This is a genomic window from Embleya sp. NPDC025285, assembly GCF_055558835.1.
Map to the genome: position 1 here is coordinate 75,739 of NZ_JBVHLU010000021.1, position 13,955 is coordinate 89,693.

Genomic DNA, 13,955 nt, shown 5'->3' on the forward strand with positions numbered 1-13,955 from the left:
GGCCGGACTCGCGCGGATCGGGCGCCTTCGACGGGCGCTCTCCGGCGCCCGGTTGCCACACCCGGGCAACGGGGCGAGACGTGCCGGCCGTACTCCGAGCCGTGGCCGGTACGGCGGATGGTGGGACCGTGCGAGACGCGCGGAGCGGTAGCTCTCGCGGGCGGCGGGACGGCTACGGCCTCGGTCTCGCGCGGTCGATGACGGACTCGCACTCGGGGCCGATCCGGCCCGATCGTCGTTCGCTTCGAAACGGCGGTCGGGGCTCCGCGGACGCACTCGCGGAGCCCCGAAACACCCGGTCGGGGAGGAGGTGCCGAGACCGGGGGATGGTGGGTCAGCCGTGGTGGCCGTCGCCGACCAGGCTCCCGGTGTGGTTGCCGGCCGCGAAGTCGTCGTGCTCGTCCTCACCGTCGACGTTGAGGCAGACGTTTCCGAACGTCGGGTTGAAGGCGGCGAGGCCGTTGACCGTGTTCCCGCAAATGTTGATCGGGATGTGGAGCGGGACCTGCAGGTTGTTGCCGGACAACACGCCGGGGGAGTTCACGGCGGCGCCGTCGGCCTCGGCGGCGGCGCTCGCGCCACCCGCGCCCGCCATGACCAGGGCGGCGGTGCCGGCGGCCAGCACGGTGGCCTTCTTGAACGAGTTCACTGGTGTCTCTCCGTATCGACGTTCACGGCGCCGGATGCGGCGCTCGTGCAATGCAACGAGGCGAATCGCTCCGGGCAACCGGTCGGTGTCGACATTCACCCGAACGCCGGTCGGCGACGGGCGCGGGGAGGGCGATGGCCACGACCTCGTGCTCGACGTTCGGGACCCGGCGGTGTCCGCCAATCACGAGCGTTTCCGGCTCACCGCCGGACCCGAGGGCGCGAGCTGCGCCGATCCGGGCTTCGGCCGATCTCGTGCCGGACGTCCGCGACCTGGCTGCGTGCCACCTGGGCGGCACATCGATGGCCCGGCTCGTCGCGGCCGGGTTGGTGGTCGAGTCCACGCCGGGCGCGGCGGCCGTATTGGACCGGGCGCTGGGTACGGAACTGCTCCCGTTCGCCCACGAGGACTGCCGAGCGGAAGGCACCCGCGGTCCGCTCGGCCGGTGTCGATCGGCCGTGCGGACCGCGGGTGTGGCGACCACCTCGTCAGGAGGTCGCCGCGGCGCCCGAAGGCGGGCCGGGTGCGGTGCTCTGGTGCGCCGCGAAGTAGCGGACCAGGTCCGGGTCGAGCGGCGCCACCTCGGTACGCACGCCGCCCGCCCGCAACGAGGCGGTGGCGGCGACACCCGCCGCCACCGCCTGTCGCGCGGCGATCGGCGAGGTACGGGTGGGTCCGCCGTGGACCGCGAAGCGCAGGAACTCGGTGACCAGGGCCGGGTCCGCGCCGCCGTGCAGGCCGCCGCCGGGCACGTACTCACTGCGGTCGGCGTCGGCCCGGTAGCCGGAGCGGCGCAGGTTCCACAACTTGATCGACGGGTGGTCGTCCGCCAGGCCGTCGCCGAAGTTCTCCATCCGGCCCTCGTCGCCGATCACCGTGTAGTTGCGCCAGTAGTCCGGCGTGAAGTGGCACTGCTGATAGCTGGCCAGGACACCGTTGTCGAGTCGGGTGAGCATCAGGCTGATGTCCTCCACGTCCACGATCGGATTGACCCCGGTCATCGCCGTCGGCGGCCACACCTGGGGGGCGAACCCGTCCCGCGCCCGGGCCTCCTCCTCGACCCGGGTCGCCGGATCCCGGCCGGCGGCGGCGAGCACGGGCTCGCGCCGGGGGTTGCCGCCGTACACCGCCAGGTCGCCCATCGCGACCACGTCGTGCGAATAGCCGCCGGCCAACCAGTGGATCACGTCCAGGTCGTGCGCGCCCTTCTGGAGCAACAGGCCGGTGGTGCGGGCGCGTTCGGCGTGCCAGTCCTTGAAGTAGAAGTCGCCGCCGTGCCCGACGAAGTGCCGGCACCACACCGACCGGACCCGGCCGATCGCGCCTTCGTCGATCAACTCGCGCATCCGCCGCAACATCGGCAGGTGACGCAGGTTGTGCCCGACGTACAACCTGGTTCCGCTCTCGTGCGCGGCGCGCAGCAGGCGGTCGCAGTCGGGCACCGTGATGGCCAGTGGCTTCTCCACGAACACCGGCACCCCGGCGGTCAGGAAGGACAGCGCGGGCTCGACGTGTCGATCATCCGGGGTCAGCACGAAGACGGCGTCGAGACGGTCGTCGAGCATGCGTCGATGGTCGGTGTGCACGGCGACGTCCGGGCCGAACAGGGCGACGGCGTCGGCCCGGCCGCGCACGGCGGGGTCGGCGCAGGAGACCACCCGGGCCCGGCCCGGCCGGTTCGCCTCGACGGCCAGACCGGCGCGCTGTCCGACCCCGACCACGCCCACGCGTAGCTCGCTCATCGCGTCAGTGCCCCAGCGTGGCGCGCAGTGCCGGCTGGAGCAGGTCCCCGTGCGCGCGGGCCATGTCGTCGCACAGGTCCCAGATGCGCTCGACGGGCAACGCGGCGGCGGTGGCCGGGTCGGCCATCGCCGCGTGCCGGATATGCCGGGGGTCGTCCTCCAGCGCGGCGCGTACGACCAGGTCGTTCACGCTCAGGTAGGCGCGGTTGAGCGCTGCGCACTGCGCGGGCAGTGCCCCCACCCGGGTGGGCTGCACGCCCAACGCGTCCACCAGGCACGGTACTTCGACGATGCCGTCGGCGGGCAGGTTGTCGATCAACCCGTGGTTGGGCACATTGCCGTAGACGGTGCGCGGGGTCCCCGTGACGATGCTGTGGATGATCTGCGGCGCGTACTCCATCGTGGACTCCACCGGGACCGGGTCCCCCGCGGCCAGCGCGCGGCGGGTCTCCTCGTAGGCGGCCATGTTCTCGTCGACGATGCCGAGATAGGCGCCGACCGGCAGCCGGAGCCGGGCGATCTCACTGTCGTGGCCCAGGTACCAGGGCACGTACTCGCTGGAGTGCTCGCTGGTCTCGGTCGGGTAGTAGCCCAGCCGGCGATACATGTCCACCCGTACCCGGCGCCGCAGTTCGGCGTCCTCGGCGATGAGCGCGTCCAACTTCGGGTACAGGTCGGTGCCGTTGTGCTCGAAGCGCAGCACCCAGGCCTGGTGGTTGACGCCGGCGGCGCGGTAGTCGACCTCCTCGTAGGGGATCCCGACCAGTTCCGCCAGGCCCTGCATGGTCCAGTAGACCGAGTGGCACAGCCCCACCACCCGGGTCAGGCCGGTGGCCCGGGTGAGGTATCCCACGTTCATCGCCATCGGGTTGGTGTAGTTCAGCAACCACGCGTCCGGGCAGATCTCGGCGATGTCCTCGCCGAGGGCCCGCAACACCGGGAAGGTGCGCAGCGCGCGGAAGATGCCGCCGATGCCGAGCGTGTCGCCGATGGTCTGGCGCAGACCGTATTCGGCGGGCACCTCGAAGTCGGTCCGGGTGGCCGCACGCATGCCGACCTGGACGATATTGATCACGAAGTGGGCACCGGCGAGTGCCTCGCGGCGATCGATGTGCGTGCTGATCACCGGGTCCGCGCCGCGATCCTTCGCGATCAGGCGGGCCGCGCCCTGTGCGGTGGCCAGCCGCTCCGGGTCGATGTCGTGCAGCGCGATGTGCGCCTGCCGCAACTCCGGGAAGGCGAAGAGGTCGGCCAGCAACCCCTGGGTGAACACGACGCTGCCGGCGCCGACGAAGACGATCTTGGTGCGGGTCATCACTGGTTCTTTCGGTTGCGGGCGAGGGCTGCGACAGCCTCGTCCCAGGTGGGTTGGGCCGGCGTGCCGCCGTGCGCCCGGGTGGACAACGCGCCGCACGCGGCGGCGAGTTCGAGTGCTCGGCCGGGCGACTCGCCGGCGAGCAGGGCGGCGAGGTACCCGGCGTCGAAGCTGTCGCCGGCGCCGACCGTGTCCAGCGGTCGCGCCGGGATGCCCCGGGTGCGCAGTACGGTGCGACCGTCGTGCGCGAAGGCGCCCTCGCCGCCGTTCTTGACCACCACCAACGGGCCCCGGGCGGCCAGCCGTTCGGCCGCCGCCTCCGGGGTGCCGGTGGGCATCCGGGCCAGCGCCAGGGCCTCCTGCGCGTTGGGCAACAGGACGTCGACGGTGGGCAGTACGGCGGCCAGGCCGGTGGGATCCCAGCGCCCGGAGGGGTCGTCGTTGGTGTCCAGGGACGTGCCCGCGCCGTGTGCGCGGGCGGTGCGCAGCAGGTCGGGCAGTGCCTTCGCGAGTCCGGGCATCAGGAAGTAGGACGCCGCGTGCACGTGCCTGCTGCGGGTGAGCAACTCCTCGGGAACGTCCTCGGGTCCGGTGGCGTCCAGGGTGCCGGCCGCGGTGAGGATCGCGCGGTCGCCGTCGGCCCGGGTGAGCACCGTGGTCAGCGGCGTGCACAGGTTCGGGTCGACGCGCAGTGCCGCGGTGTCCACGCCCCGGTCGGTCAGGGCGGCGCGGACGAAGCGTCCGGCCTCGTCGTCGCCGACGCGGCCGGCGATCGCGACGCGCAGCCCGAGTCGGGCCGCTCCGCAGGCGGTGATCGCGGCGGAGCCGCCGAGGGTGAGCAGGCCGGTGGGGACGAGTTGTTCGCGTTGACCGAAGGCCAACGGCTCGTCGAGGGGACCGAGGACGACATCGGGATTGGCGTCACCGATGACGAGCAGGTCGAAGGTGTGCGGCATCGAACTTCCTGGGTGCGAATGATGCGGACGGCACGGACGGTGCGCGAGGTGGGGCGGGATGCCGGGGGTGTGTCCCCGGGAGGGTCGAACTCCCGGGACACCGCTAACCCTTGAGCCCGCTGGAGGTGATGGACTGGATGAACGCCTTCTGCGCGCCGAGGAAGGCCAGCAGCACCGGAAGCACGGTGATCACGTTGCCCGCCATGACGGCGGCCCACTGGGTGTGGTGCTGCCCCTGGAAAGTGGTCAGGCCCAGTTGCAGGGTGTACTGGGTGTCGTGGTTGATCGCGATCAACGGCCAGGTCAGGTCGTTCCAGGTGGTCAGGAAGGTGAGCACGGCGACGGTGCTCAGCGCGGGTCGGGACAGCGGCAGCACGATCAGGATCAGCACCCGCAGCCTGGAGCAGCCGTCGATCCAGGCGGCCTCCTCCAGTTCCCGGGGCAGGGACAGGAAGAACTGACGCAGCAGGAACACCGCGAACGGCGTCACCAGCGAGGGGATGATCAGCGCGCCCAGCGTGTCGATCAGCCCCAACCGCTTCATGATCAGGAACGTCGGGATCATGGTGAGCTGGAACGGGATCGCCATGGTGGCCAGCATCGCCACCATCAGCACCCGCGAACCGGCGAACCGCATCCGGGCGAACGCGTAGCCGCCCAACGCCCCGAACAGCAGGTTGGAGGCGACCGCGACCGCCGAGACGATCAGCGAATTCATGAACCAGCGCGGGAACATCGCGTTGCCCAGGACGTAGCGGTAGCCGCCGAGGTGAATTCCCGAGGGCCACAACGCGGGTGGGAACCGGTTGATCTCCGCGTTGGTCATCACCGAACTGAGCACGAGCCAGACCAACGGCAGCGCGAACAGCAGGGACAACGGTGCGAGCAGCAGATGCCAGGGGCTGAACGGCAACAACCGGCGCCGGCGCGGCTCCGGGCGCGACCGGTCCTGCGGGCGGGCCGCCTCGATCGCTGCGGCGGTGGTCACGGTCACTGGGCGGCCCCCTCGACGACGGCACCGGGCTTGCGAGCGCGCACGAACCGCGTGCCCAGCCCGATGACCAGCAGGGCCGCGGCGAGCACGTAGGCCGCCGCCGCGCCGTACCCGGCGGTGAAGTTCTTGAACGCCTGCTCCCAGATGAAGTAGACGATGACGGTGGTGGACCCCAACGGCCCGCCCTTGGTGGTCACATAGACCAGGTCGAAGACCTGGAGCGCGTTGATCGTCTGCCACAACAACAGGAAGACGGTGACCGGCGTGAGCGTCGGCATCACCACGTGACGCAGCAGTTGCCATCGCCCGGCGCCGTCGAGGCGAGCCGCCTCCAGCAATGACGGCGGCACGTCCTGGAGCGCCGCGAGATAGATCACCACGCAAAAGCCGGTGCCGCTCCACACCGAGATCGCCACCAGGACGAGCAACGCCTGACCGGGGACGGTGAGGAATCCCTGCCGACCGATGCCCAGCGCGTGCAGAATCGAGTTGGCCGCGCCGAACTCCGGATCCAGGATGAAGGAGAACAACACGCCCTGAGCCGTGGCCGAGATGACGAACGGCACGAAGATGAGCGTGCGGTACAGCCCGACCAGGCGGATCCTGCGGTTCAACACCAGGGCCAGGAACAGCCCGAAGGCCATGCTCAGCGGCACGTACAACGCGGTGTACAGCAGGGTGTTGCGGACGGCTTGGCCGAAGTGCGGGTCCTGGGTCAGCGCGTCGTAGTTGTCCAGGCCGACCCATCGGCTGGGCGTCACCAGGTCGTCGGCCCGGAAGGACAGCAGCAGCGACCACACGAAGGGCAACACGCTCAGGCCCAGGATGACCACGACGGCCGGAAGGATGTACGCCCAGGCGGTCGCCGATTCGCGCCGGCGTCTGCGGCGCAGGGTGCGGCGTTGTCGATCGTGGTCCGACAGCGTGAGTGGAGCGGGCAGTGATGACATGGGGGCTCCTCAACGCGGTATGACGAGGGCGGCCTTGGCCGCGGCGGCGCAGCGGTTCAACGCCCGGGTCGGACTGCTCTTGCCGAGCAGCACGGAGACGATGGCCTCGCCGAGCGCCATCGAGATCTGCGGATAGGCCGGATGCACCGGGCGCACGCGCGCGGTCTCCAGGGCGTGGGTGAACACCTCCAGGCCGTTGGTCTCGGCGGCGTGCGCGCGCCACTCGGGCTTGGCCTCGCAGGCTCGGCCCAGCGGCAGGCTGCCGACCGTCAGGGCCCATTCGATGTCCTGGTCGGGCTGCGCCAGCCAGGACACGAATGTGCGGGCGGCGCGTACCCGGGCGCTGCCGTTGTCGAAGACCGTCCAGGTGTCCGGACCGCAGATGGTCATCGGCCGGCCGCTGTAGGTCGGCAGCGGCACCACGTGGTAGTCGATCTCCGCCTGGGTGATGTCCGGGATCTGCCACGGGCCGGTCAGCACCATGCCCATCCGCCCGGACGCGAAGACCTGGTACATCTGCTCGCTGCCGGGCTTGGGGTCGATGTAGACGCTCTTGGCCCGCGCGAGTGCCTCCACGGTCTCCAGCGCGCGCACCCCGACGTCCTTGAAGCCGATGGTGCGGCCGTCCTCGGCGACCACGTCGCCGCCCAGGTCCCACACCATCGGCCACAGCCGCCACACGGTGTCCTCGTCGCCCACCCCCGGCCAGCCGGTGCCGAAGACGCCGCGCTGCGCGTCGGTCAGCCGCTGTGCCGTGGCCAGGAAGTCCGTCCAGGTCCAACCCGCCTGTGGCAGCGGGATCCCGGCCTCTTCGAAGAGCCGCTTGTTGCAGATCACGGCCAACGCGTCGAGCACGGCGGGCGAGGCCCGTACCCTGCCGTTGATCGTGACGGCCTGCCGGGACGGATCCCAGTAGTCCTCCCATGGCGTGGGGGCCGCGTGCACCGTCTCGCTCAGGTCGACCACCTTCGGGCTGCGGGCGACGCCGGCCAGGTCGGATCCGAAGATGTAGGCGATGTCCGGGTAGGAGCCGGACGCGAGCGCGGCGGTGATCTTCTGGAGCATCGCGTCGGACAGGACACCGCCGCCGAGGTCGACTCGGATCGCCGACTGCACCCGGTGGAACTTCTCCACCAGGGCCTCGATGCCCTCGCGGCCGGTGTCGGTCTGCCCGTGCCACATCTCGATCGTGACGCGCCCGTCGGCACCCACGCCGTCGTCGGTGCCGCCGCACGCGGACAACGTCGCGGCGACCGCGACACCGGCGCCGGCGCGCAGCACGTCGCGACGGGAGAGACCGGCGGGATGCTGTCGGCCGAAAACCACTGGACCTCCAGGGAGACTTCGAAACGCGCGGACGGGGCCGGGTGCGCGGGCGCACCGAGCCGGGGATCCGCCACACACGCCGGGACGGGGACGGGCGGAGGAAGGGCCACACACAGGCGATCACCGGGCGCGAGTGGGCGGGCCCGGGGACGACGCGCGGGGGGCGTGCGCGTCCCCGGGCCCGTCGCGGGGGCACGGGTCGGCGGGCGAAGTGGCGGGGAGGGACACACCGGGCGCGACACGGGCCGCGCACGCGGCCCGGTGCCGGATGCCGACGGACCGGATCCCGACGGGCCCGGGCACCGGGCCGCGCGAAGGGGGATCAGCAGGTCTTGCGCACGTACTTGCTGTCGCCGATCGGGCTGACGCCGACGTCGCGGCGGACCACGCTGAGCTTGTTGCCCCACTTCGAGCAGGCGTTGGACAAGCCCTTGGCGGTGTACTCGATCACGATCACGTTGTTGCCGAAGTACTTGGTGTAGTCATCGCATTCGTTCCACTCGCCGCACTCCTCGGCGACGGCGAAGTCGAGCCCGAGGGCGGTGCGATCCGCGGCCAACTCGGAGGTGTTCTTCTGCGCGATCGCCAGGCCGCGCCGGTGCGCGTGGGCGGAGAGCAGGGCGATGTAGTCCTTGGCGTTCCGGTCGGTGAGCAGGTCCTCGGAGCGGGTGTAGCTGTCGTAGTTGTCCGGCTCGACGGCCTGGAAGCCCTTGTTCGCGCACTCGTCGATCTGCGCGTTGATCTTCGCGGCGATGTCGGTGCGTTTGGCGGCGGTGCGCAGGTCGAGCAGGGCTTCCTTCCACACGCCGTCGTAGACGATCGAGCCGTCGGCCCGCCGCAACAGCAGGTCCGCGCGCCAGTCGCCTTCGGCGTTCGGCTGGGCCTGGAAGGCGTTGACGTAACAGATGTTGTAGAGCCCGGGCGCGGGAGCGGCGCCGTGATCGCGGGTGACCACCTTGACTCCGGCGGGCGGCGTGTAGGCGCCGCCGATCTGGTAGTCGAAGTTCGCGTGTGTCGGGGGCACCGTGACGGCGCCGGCCTTCGCGTTCGTGCTGCTGCCGGTGTCCGCGCCCGCTTCGGTACTCGCGTTGGCGGACGTCGAGAGGAACAGGGTGCCCGCGAGCGCCGCGCTGGTCGCCGTCATCGCGGCGACGCGTCGGGCCGATCCACGCGAGAGGAAGGTGTTCATCATCGAACTCCAGATGCGGAGGATACGTCCCCGCCTCGGATGTCCACGGGCATCCTGGCGACTTTGTCCGGGCTTGCGGCTTAGCGCCGCCTACCGGCTGGGCGTACCTTTGACGCCGATTGCGCTGCTCTCGGCGTCGCAGCAGTAAATCGAGCAACATTCGTCATGTCAAGGGATTGTCTTTGCGCAGGACGCGCACGGGAGTTGCCGCGCGTGTGGCAGAATTCCGCCGGTCGGCTATCGATCGGGAAACCGTGACTGCGCGAATGCGCACGGATATGCTGCGCATATGCTGAGAACCGAGCGTCACGCGCGCATCCTCGAACATGTCAGTGCGAAGGGAAGCGTGAGCGTCGAGGAACTGTCCGAAATATTGGCGGTCTCGGGAGCCACGGTGCGGCGCGACCTCCAGCACCTGGACGCGATGAGTCTGCTGCGCCGCACCCACGGCGGGGCGTCCGTGGGCAACATCGGCCTCGAGACGCCCATGCAGTACCGCAGCGAGCGCAGGCGGCCGGAGAAGGTGGCGATCGCCCAGGCCGCAGCCGCGCTGGTGCCGCCGAAGGCGGTGGTCGGCCTGACCGGGGGTTCCACCGCCACGGAGATCGCCCGGATCCTGGCCGAGCGCGGACCCGTCACCATCGTCACCAACGCGGTGAACATCGCCGCGGAGATGGTCCTGCACAAGGACGTCACCCTCGTCGTGATCGGTGGCACCGCGCGCAACGAGAGCTACGAACTGGTCGGTCCGATCGCTGAGAAGACGCTCGCCGACTACTTCACCGACGTGACCTTCCTGGGCGTGGACGGCATCAGCGCCGCGCACGGCTGCACCACCCACGACCAGTTGGAGGCGGCCACCGACCGCGCCTTCACCGAGCGCAGCCAACGCACCATCGTGGTGGCGGACAGTTCGAAGATCGGGAAGGTGACGCTGGCCAGGATCTGCCCGCTCGCCCGGATCGGCCACCTGGTCACCGACAGCGACGCCCCGGAGGAGGAACTGGCGCGGATCGCCGAGGCGGGGGTCGCGGTCACGGTGGTGTGATCGGGGGTGTGACCCGGGCCCGCGCGACGGCACCGGCCGCGATCGTCCCGGTCACTTTCGCGTCGCTCGCTTCGGCGCCCCTCGCTTTCGCCCGGCTTGCTTCGGCGCCGCTCACCCTCGCCCCGCCCACGGTCGCGCCGGAGACGGCCCGGCGCCGGCCCGGGAGCGTGGCATGGCGGCGGTCAGCCGGCGTACGGCCGACACGGGCGGGTCTGTGCGGCGGGCGTCACAGGTAGTCGTCCAGTCGGGCCAGGGCGAAGCCCTCTCGGGTGACCATGTCGATCACCCGGCGCAACATATCGGTCATATCGCCCTTCCACTCCTTGGGGCCGCGGAAGTGGGTCAGGATGATGTCGCCCGGCTTGAACACGTGGTCGTAGCGATACTCCATCCGGTCCGGGAACGCCTCCTGGTTCCACAGCGGGAAGGCGACGATCCCGCACGATCGCGCGGCGTGCAGGGTGTCCTCGTCGAACTCGCCGTAGGGCGGCCGGAACAGCCTGGGGGTGCTGCCGATCTCCCGGGTCAACTCGTCCTGTTGGCGACAGATCTCGTTGCGCTGGCCCTGGTAGCCCAGCGTGCGCAGATCCGGATGGTTCACGGTGTGGTTGTTCACCGCCACGCCCTGCTCGTGCAGTCCGCGGAAGTAGCCGTAGTCCGAGCGCGCCAGGTACCCGCTGACGAACGCGCTGAAGGGCACCCGCAGTTCGCGCGTCATCCGGGCGAAGTCCGGATCCTTCTCCGCGCCGTCGTCGATGGTGAGGAAGACGACCCGGTCCTGGGTGGGCACCCGGTGCACCACCGCGGGCAGGTCGCCGTGCAGCACGACGCCGGGCCCGGACCGCAGCGCCGGGCGAGTGGCCGGCGGCGCGGGGGCGGCGATCGGGACGGAGGCCAGGCCCCACTTCTTCGCGGCGGCGGTCACCGCGGCGCGCTCCCGGCGGGTGGTGGCCTCGTCCGGCAGTGCGGCCCGCGCGGCCTGCCCCGGCGCCTCGGGCGCCGCCTTGTCCGGTAGCTCGCGGTCCGGAGCGACCCGGTCGAGTGCCACCGGTCGCGGTACTGCCGGACCCGCCTTGTCCACCCGCGCGGAGTCGGTGTCCGCGCACGCCGACGCGGCGAGGCAGGCACACAGGCCCAGCGCGAGGGTCCAGCGCGGGAGAACTCGACGAACACGGGACGTCACCACATCAACACAGCCCATAGCGGCGTTCGATGCCCGATTTTGTCCTAATTTTAACCAGAACGTATTTTCGAGTCCGGCTCGCGGGTCGTCCCGGTCGCACGGGTCACCCGAACGCAGGAAATGCCGGCCGCCCGGAGGAGCCGACTCGAACGAGTGTGCACCACCCCCGGCTCCCGCCTGCGTCGACGCACCGGGACGCCGTGCCCGCCCTCGAACACCGGTCGGGAAGAATGGGCGCGTACGCACGGCGTACGCATGATCGAAACGCAACCGGGAGTCGAGCCGAGGAGGCAGGCGTGGATGCCGAGAACGGGCAGTCCGCAGAGCAGGCGCAGCCGATCAAGCAGCGCAAGAACGGCCTGTACCGGGACGTCTCGGAGGAACTGGCCGCGAACATGCGCGCCGGTTGGGCGGACACCGGGCGCGAGGATCTCGCGCCGATCGAACAGGCACCCCACACCGCCCGGCGCCGGGCCGCGCTGTCGGTCCGGTTCCCGGGCGAACGCCTGGTGATTCCCGCGGGCAACCTCAAGACCCGCTCCAACGACACCGAATACCCCTTCCGGGCGTCGAGCGAGTACGCCTACCTGACCGGCGACCTGACCCAGGACGGCGTGCTGGTCCTGGAACCGGTCGCCGACGGCCACGACGCGGTGCTGTACCTGCTGCCCCGGTCCGACCGCGAGAACGGCGAGTTCTGGCTGGACGGCCAGGGCGAGCTGTGGGTCGGCCGGCGGCCCGGTCTGACCGAGGGCGAGGCGCTGTACGGGCTGCCCTGTCGGGACGTGCGTGCGGCCGCGACCGAGGTGGCGCGGGCGGGCGCCGACGTGCGGATCGTGCGCGGGCACGACGCGGGGCTGGAGAGCGCCCTGGGCGAGCGGCTCGACGCCGAGCGGGACGAGGAACTGCGTGTCTTCCTGGCCGAGCAGCGGCTGGTCAAGGACGAGTTCGAGATCCGCCAGCTCCAGGCCGCGGTGGACTCGACCGTACGCGGCTTCGAGGACGTGGTGCGGGTGCTGGATCGGGCCGAGGCGACCAGCGAGCGCTACCTCGAGGGCACGTTCTTCCTGCGCGCCCGGGTCGAGGGCAACGACGTCGGTTACGGCTCGATCTGCGCGGCCGGACCGCACGCGACCACGCTGCACTGGGTGCGCAACGACGGGGCCGTGCGCTCGGGCGACCTGCTTCTCCTGGACGCGGGCGTCGAGACGCACACGCTGTACACCGCGGACGTGACCCGGACGCTGCCGATCGCGGGCCGCTTCACCGAGTTGCAGCGGCGGATCTACGACGCGGTGCTCGCCGCGCAGGAGGCGGGCATCGCCGCGGTGCGCCCCGGCGCCAAGTACCGCGAGTTCCACGACGAGGCGCAGCGCGTGCTCGCCGAGCACCTGGTCGCCTGGGGCATCGTCGAGGGGCCGGTGGAGCGTGTGCTCGAACTCGGCCTGCAACGCCGGTGGACCCTGCACGGCACGGGCCACATGCTCGGCCTGGACGTGCACGACTGCGCGGTGGCGCGGACCGAGTCGTACGTGGACGGCGCGCTGGAGCCGGGGATGTGCCTGACGGTGGAGCCCGGGTTGTACTTCCAGGCCGACGACCTGACGGTCCCCCAGGAGTATCGCGGCATCGGGGTGCGGATCGAGGACGACATCCTGGTCACCGAGGACGGCAACCGGAACCTGTCGGCCGCGCTGCCGCGCGGCGCGGACGAGATCGAGTCGTGGATGGCGCGACTGCGCGCCTGACGCACCCGCCGGCGCCGGCGGCTGCCGCCCCCGTCCCGGTGACGGCGGCCTCCGGCGCCGGCGGGTCGCCGGTCGTCACCGACCGGTGGGGTTCTCGTTCCGGACGGCCGCGTGCGCCGCCGCGATCAGGGTCGGGCGATCGATCTCCAGATTGCGCAACACGCGGGCGGCCGTGCCGTGTTCGAGCTCGGCGACGGCGATCAGGACGTGCGCCGTGCGCAGTTTCCCGGGCCGCTCGGACTTGGCGATGGCGACGGCCCGTTGGAACACCTCGTTCGCGCTGCCGGAGGCGCGGTACGGTCCGCGCGGGGCGGGCGCGGGGGAGACGGCGGCGATCGAGTCGGTGTCGATGCCGACCGAACGCAGCGCCGCGGCATGGGATTCGGCCAGCACGCGGCGGACGTCCTCGACGGTGACGCCGGACGCGGCCAGGGCCGTGCGGGCGGAGTCGTCGGGGAGCGCGAGGGCGGCCAGGAGCAGGTGTTCGGGGCCGGGGGTGTCCTCGCCGAGCGCGCGGGCCTGCTCCTCGGCGCCGGTGAGGAGGCGCTTCATCGCGCCCATGTCGTGTATCGCGGCTCGAATGCCCATGGTGGATCTCCTTGCCGGTCCGGTGGATCTACCGGTCCTGTGGTGGCGTTCGTCGGGAGGGTGACAGGCGTTTGTGGGCGGCCTGGGCGCTCATGCCCAGGGCCTGACCGATGTGGTTCCAGGTCCAGCCCTGGGCGAGTGCGTGGTCCACCGCGGCTCGCTCCAGTGACGCGGCGAGGCCGCGCAGTGCGACCACGGCCGCGAACGCGTCCTCGGGATGCTCGGGCGAGGGGACGTCTTCGGCGTCGATCACGCATCAACTTTAGT

General features: G+C 71.2%; 13 protein-coding genes. 2 read left to right on the forward strand and 11 right to left on the reverse strand.

What is annotated here, in order from left to right; translation table 11 throughout:
- Positions 1 to 334 precede the first annotated feature (334 nt).
- The 8 genes from ACZ4FV_RS16620 to ACZ4FV_RS16655 form a co-directional block, all read right to left on the reverse strand.
- Positions 335 to 649: a chaplin gene (locus ACZ4FV_RS16620; RefSeq protein ID WP_395860812.1), complete on the reverse strand. Its 315-nt coding sequence runs from the start codon at positions 647 to 649 to the stop codon at positions 335 to 337.
- 488 nt (positions 650 to 1,137) lie between these two features.
- Positions 1,138 to 2,391 (reverse strand): Gfo/Idh/MocA family protein, encoded by a 1,254-nt coding sequence (locus tag ACZ4FV_RS16625; protein ID WP_465322821.1) that lies wholly within the window; start codon positions 2,389 to 2,391, stop codon positions 1,138 to 1,140.
- 4 nt (positions 2,392 to 2,395) lie between these two features.
- Positions 2,396 to 3,706 (reverse strand): alpha-galactosidase, encoded by a 1,311-nt coding sequence (gene melA / locus ACZ4FV_RS16630; RefSeq protein ID WP_465322822.1) that lies wholly within the window; start codon positions 3,704 to 3,706, stop codon positions 2,396 to 2,398.
- Positions 3,706 to 4,662: a carbohydrate kinase family protein gene (locus ACZ4FV_RS16635; protein ID WP_465322823.1), complete on the reverse strand. Its 957-nt coding sequence runs from the start codon at positions 4,660 to 4,662 to the stop codon at positions 3,706 to 3,708. Before ACZ4FV_RS16635 ends, melA begins: the two co-directional genes overlap by 1 nt.
- A gap of 103 nt (positions 4,663 to 4,765) precedes the next feature.
- Positions 4,766 to 5,650: a carbohydrate ABC transporter permease gene (locus tag ACZ4FV_RS16640; RefSeq protein WP_395860989.1), complete on the reverse strand. Its 885-nt coding sequence runs from the start codon at positions 5,648 to 5,650 to the stop codon at positions 4,766 to 4,768.
- A 2-nt stretch (positions 5,651 to 5,652) separates the two neighbouring features.
- A complete protein-coding gene (locus ACZ4FV_RS16645) occupies positions 5,653 to 6,606 on the reverse strand; it encodes a carbohydrate ABC transporter permease (protein ID WP_465322824.1) in 954 nt (317 codons plus the stop codon).
- Positions 6,607 to 6,615: 9 nt separating this feature from the next.
- Positions 6,616 to 7,884 carry an extracellular solute-binding protein gene (locus ACZ4FV_RS16650; protein WP_395860987.1) on the reverse strand — a complete coding sequence of 423 codons (1,269 nt, stop codon included), beginning with the start codon at positions 7,882 to 7,884 and terminating at the stop codon, positions 6,616 to 6,618.
- A gap of 370 nt (positions 7,885 to 8,254) precedes the next feature.
- On the reverse strand, positions 8,255 to 9,121 hold the full coding sequence (locus ACZ4FV_RS16655) for an endo alpha-1,4 polygalactosaminidase (protein ID WP_402238045.1): 867 nt from the start codon (positions 9,119 to 9,121) through the stop codon (positions 8,255 to 8,257).
- A 289-nt stretch (positions 9,122 to 9,410) separates the two neighbouring features.
- On the opposite strand from ACZ4FV_RS16655, the gene ACZ4FV_RS16660 reads away from it, so the two are divergent.
- Positions 9,411 to 10,169 carry a DeoR/GlpR family DNA-binding transcription regulator gene (locus tag ACZ4FV_RS16660; RefSeq protein WP_395860802.1) on the forward strand — a complete coding sequence of 253 codons (759 nt, stop codon included), beginning with the start codon at positions 9,411 to 9,413 and terminating at the stop codon, positions 10,167 to 10,169.
- A gap of 226 nt (positions 10,170 to 10,395) precedes the next feature.
- On the opposite strand, the gene ACZ4FV_RS16665 is transcribed toward ACZ4FV_RS16660, so the two are convergent.
- Positions 10,396 to 11,352 (reverse strand): polysaccharide deacetylase family protein, encoded by a 957-nt coding sequence (locus ACZ4FV_RS16665; RefSeq protein WP_465322826.1) that lies wholly within the window; start codon positions 11,350 to 11,352, stop codon positions 10,396 to 10,398.
- A 296-nt stretch (positions 11,353 to 11,648) separates the two neighbouring features.
- On the opposite strand from ACZ4FV_RS16665, the gene ACZ4FV_RS16670 reads away from it, so the two are divergent.
- The gene (locus ACZ4FV_RS16670) at positions 11,649 to 13,100 is read left to right on the forward strand and encodes an aminopeptidase P family protein (protein WP_395860798.1); all 1,452 of its coding nucleotides are present in this window, start codon (positions 11,649 to 11,651) and stop codon (positions 13,098 to 13,100) included.
- A gap of 75 nt (positions 13,101 to 13,175) precedes the next feature.
- Here the strand turns inward: ACZ4FV_RS16670 and ACZ4FV_RS16675 are convergent, their stop codons facing one another.
- Both ACZ4FV_RS16675 and ACZ4FV_RS16680 read right to left on the reverse strand, forming a co-directional pair.
- On the reverse strand, positions 13,176 to 13,688 hold the full coding sequence (locus ACZ4FV_RS16675; protein ID WP_395860796.1) for a Clp protease N-terminal domain-containing protein: 513 nt from the start codon (positions 13,686 to 13,688) through the stop codon (positions 13,176 to 13,178).
- A gap of 28 nt (positions 13,689 to 13,716) precedes the next feature.
- A complete protein-coding gene (locus ACZ4FV_RS16680; protein ID WP_465322828.1) occupies positions 13,717 to 13,941 on the reverse strand; it encodes a helix-turn-helix domain-containing protein in 225 nt (74 codons plus the stop codon).
- Positions 13,942 to 13,955: the final 14 nt, after the last annotated feature.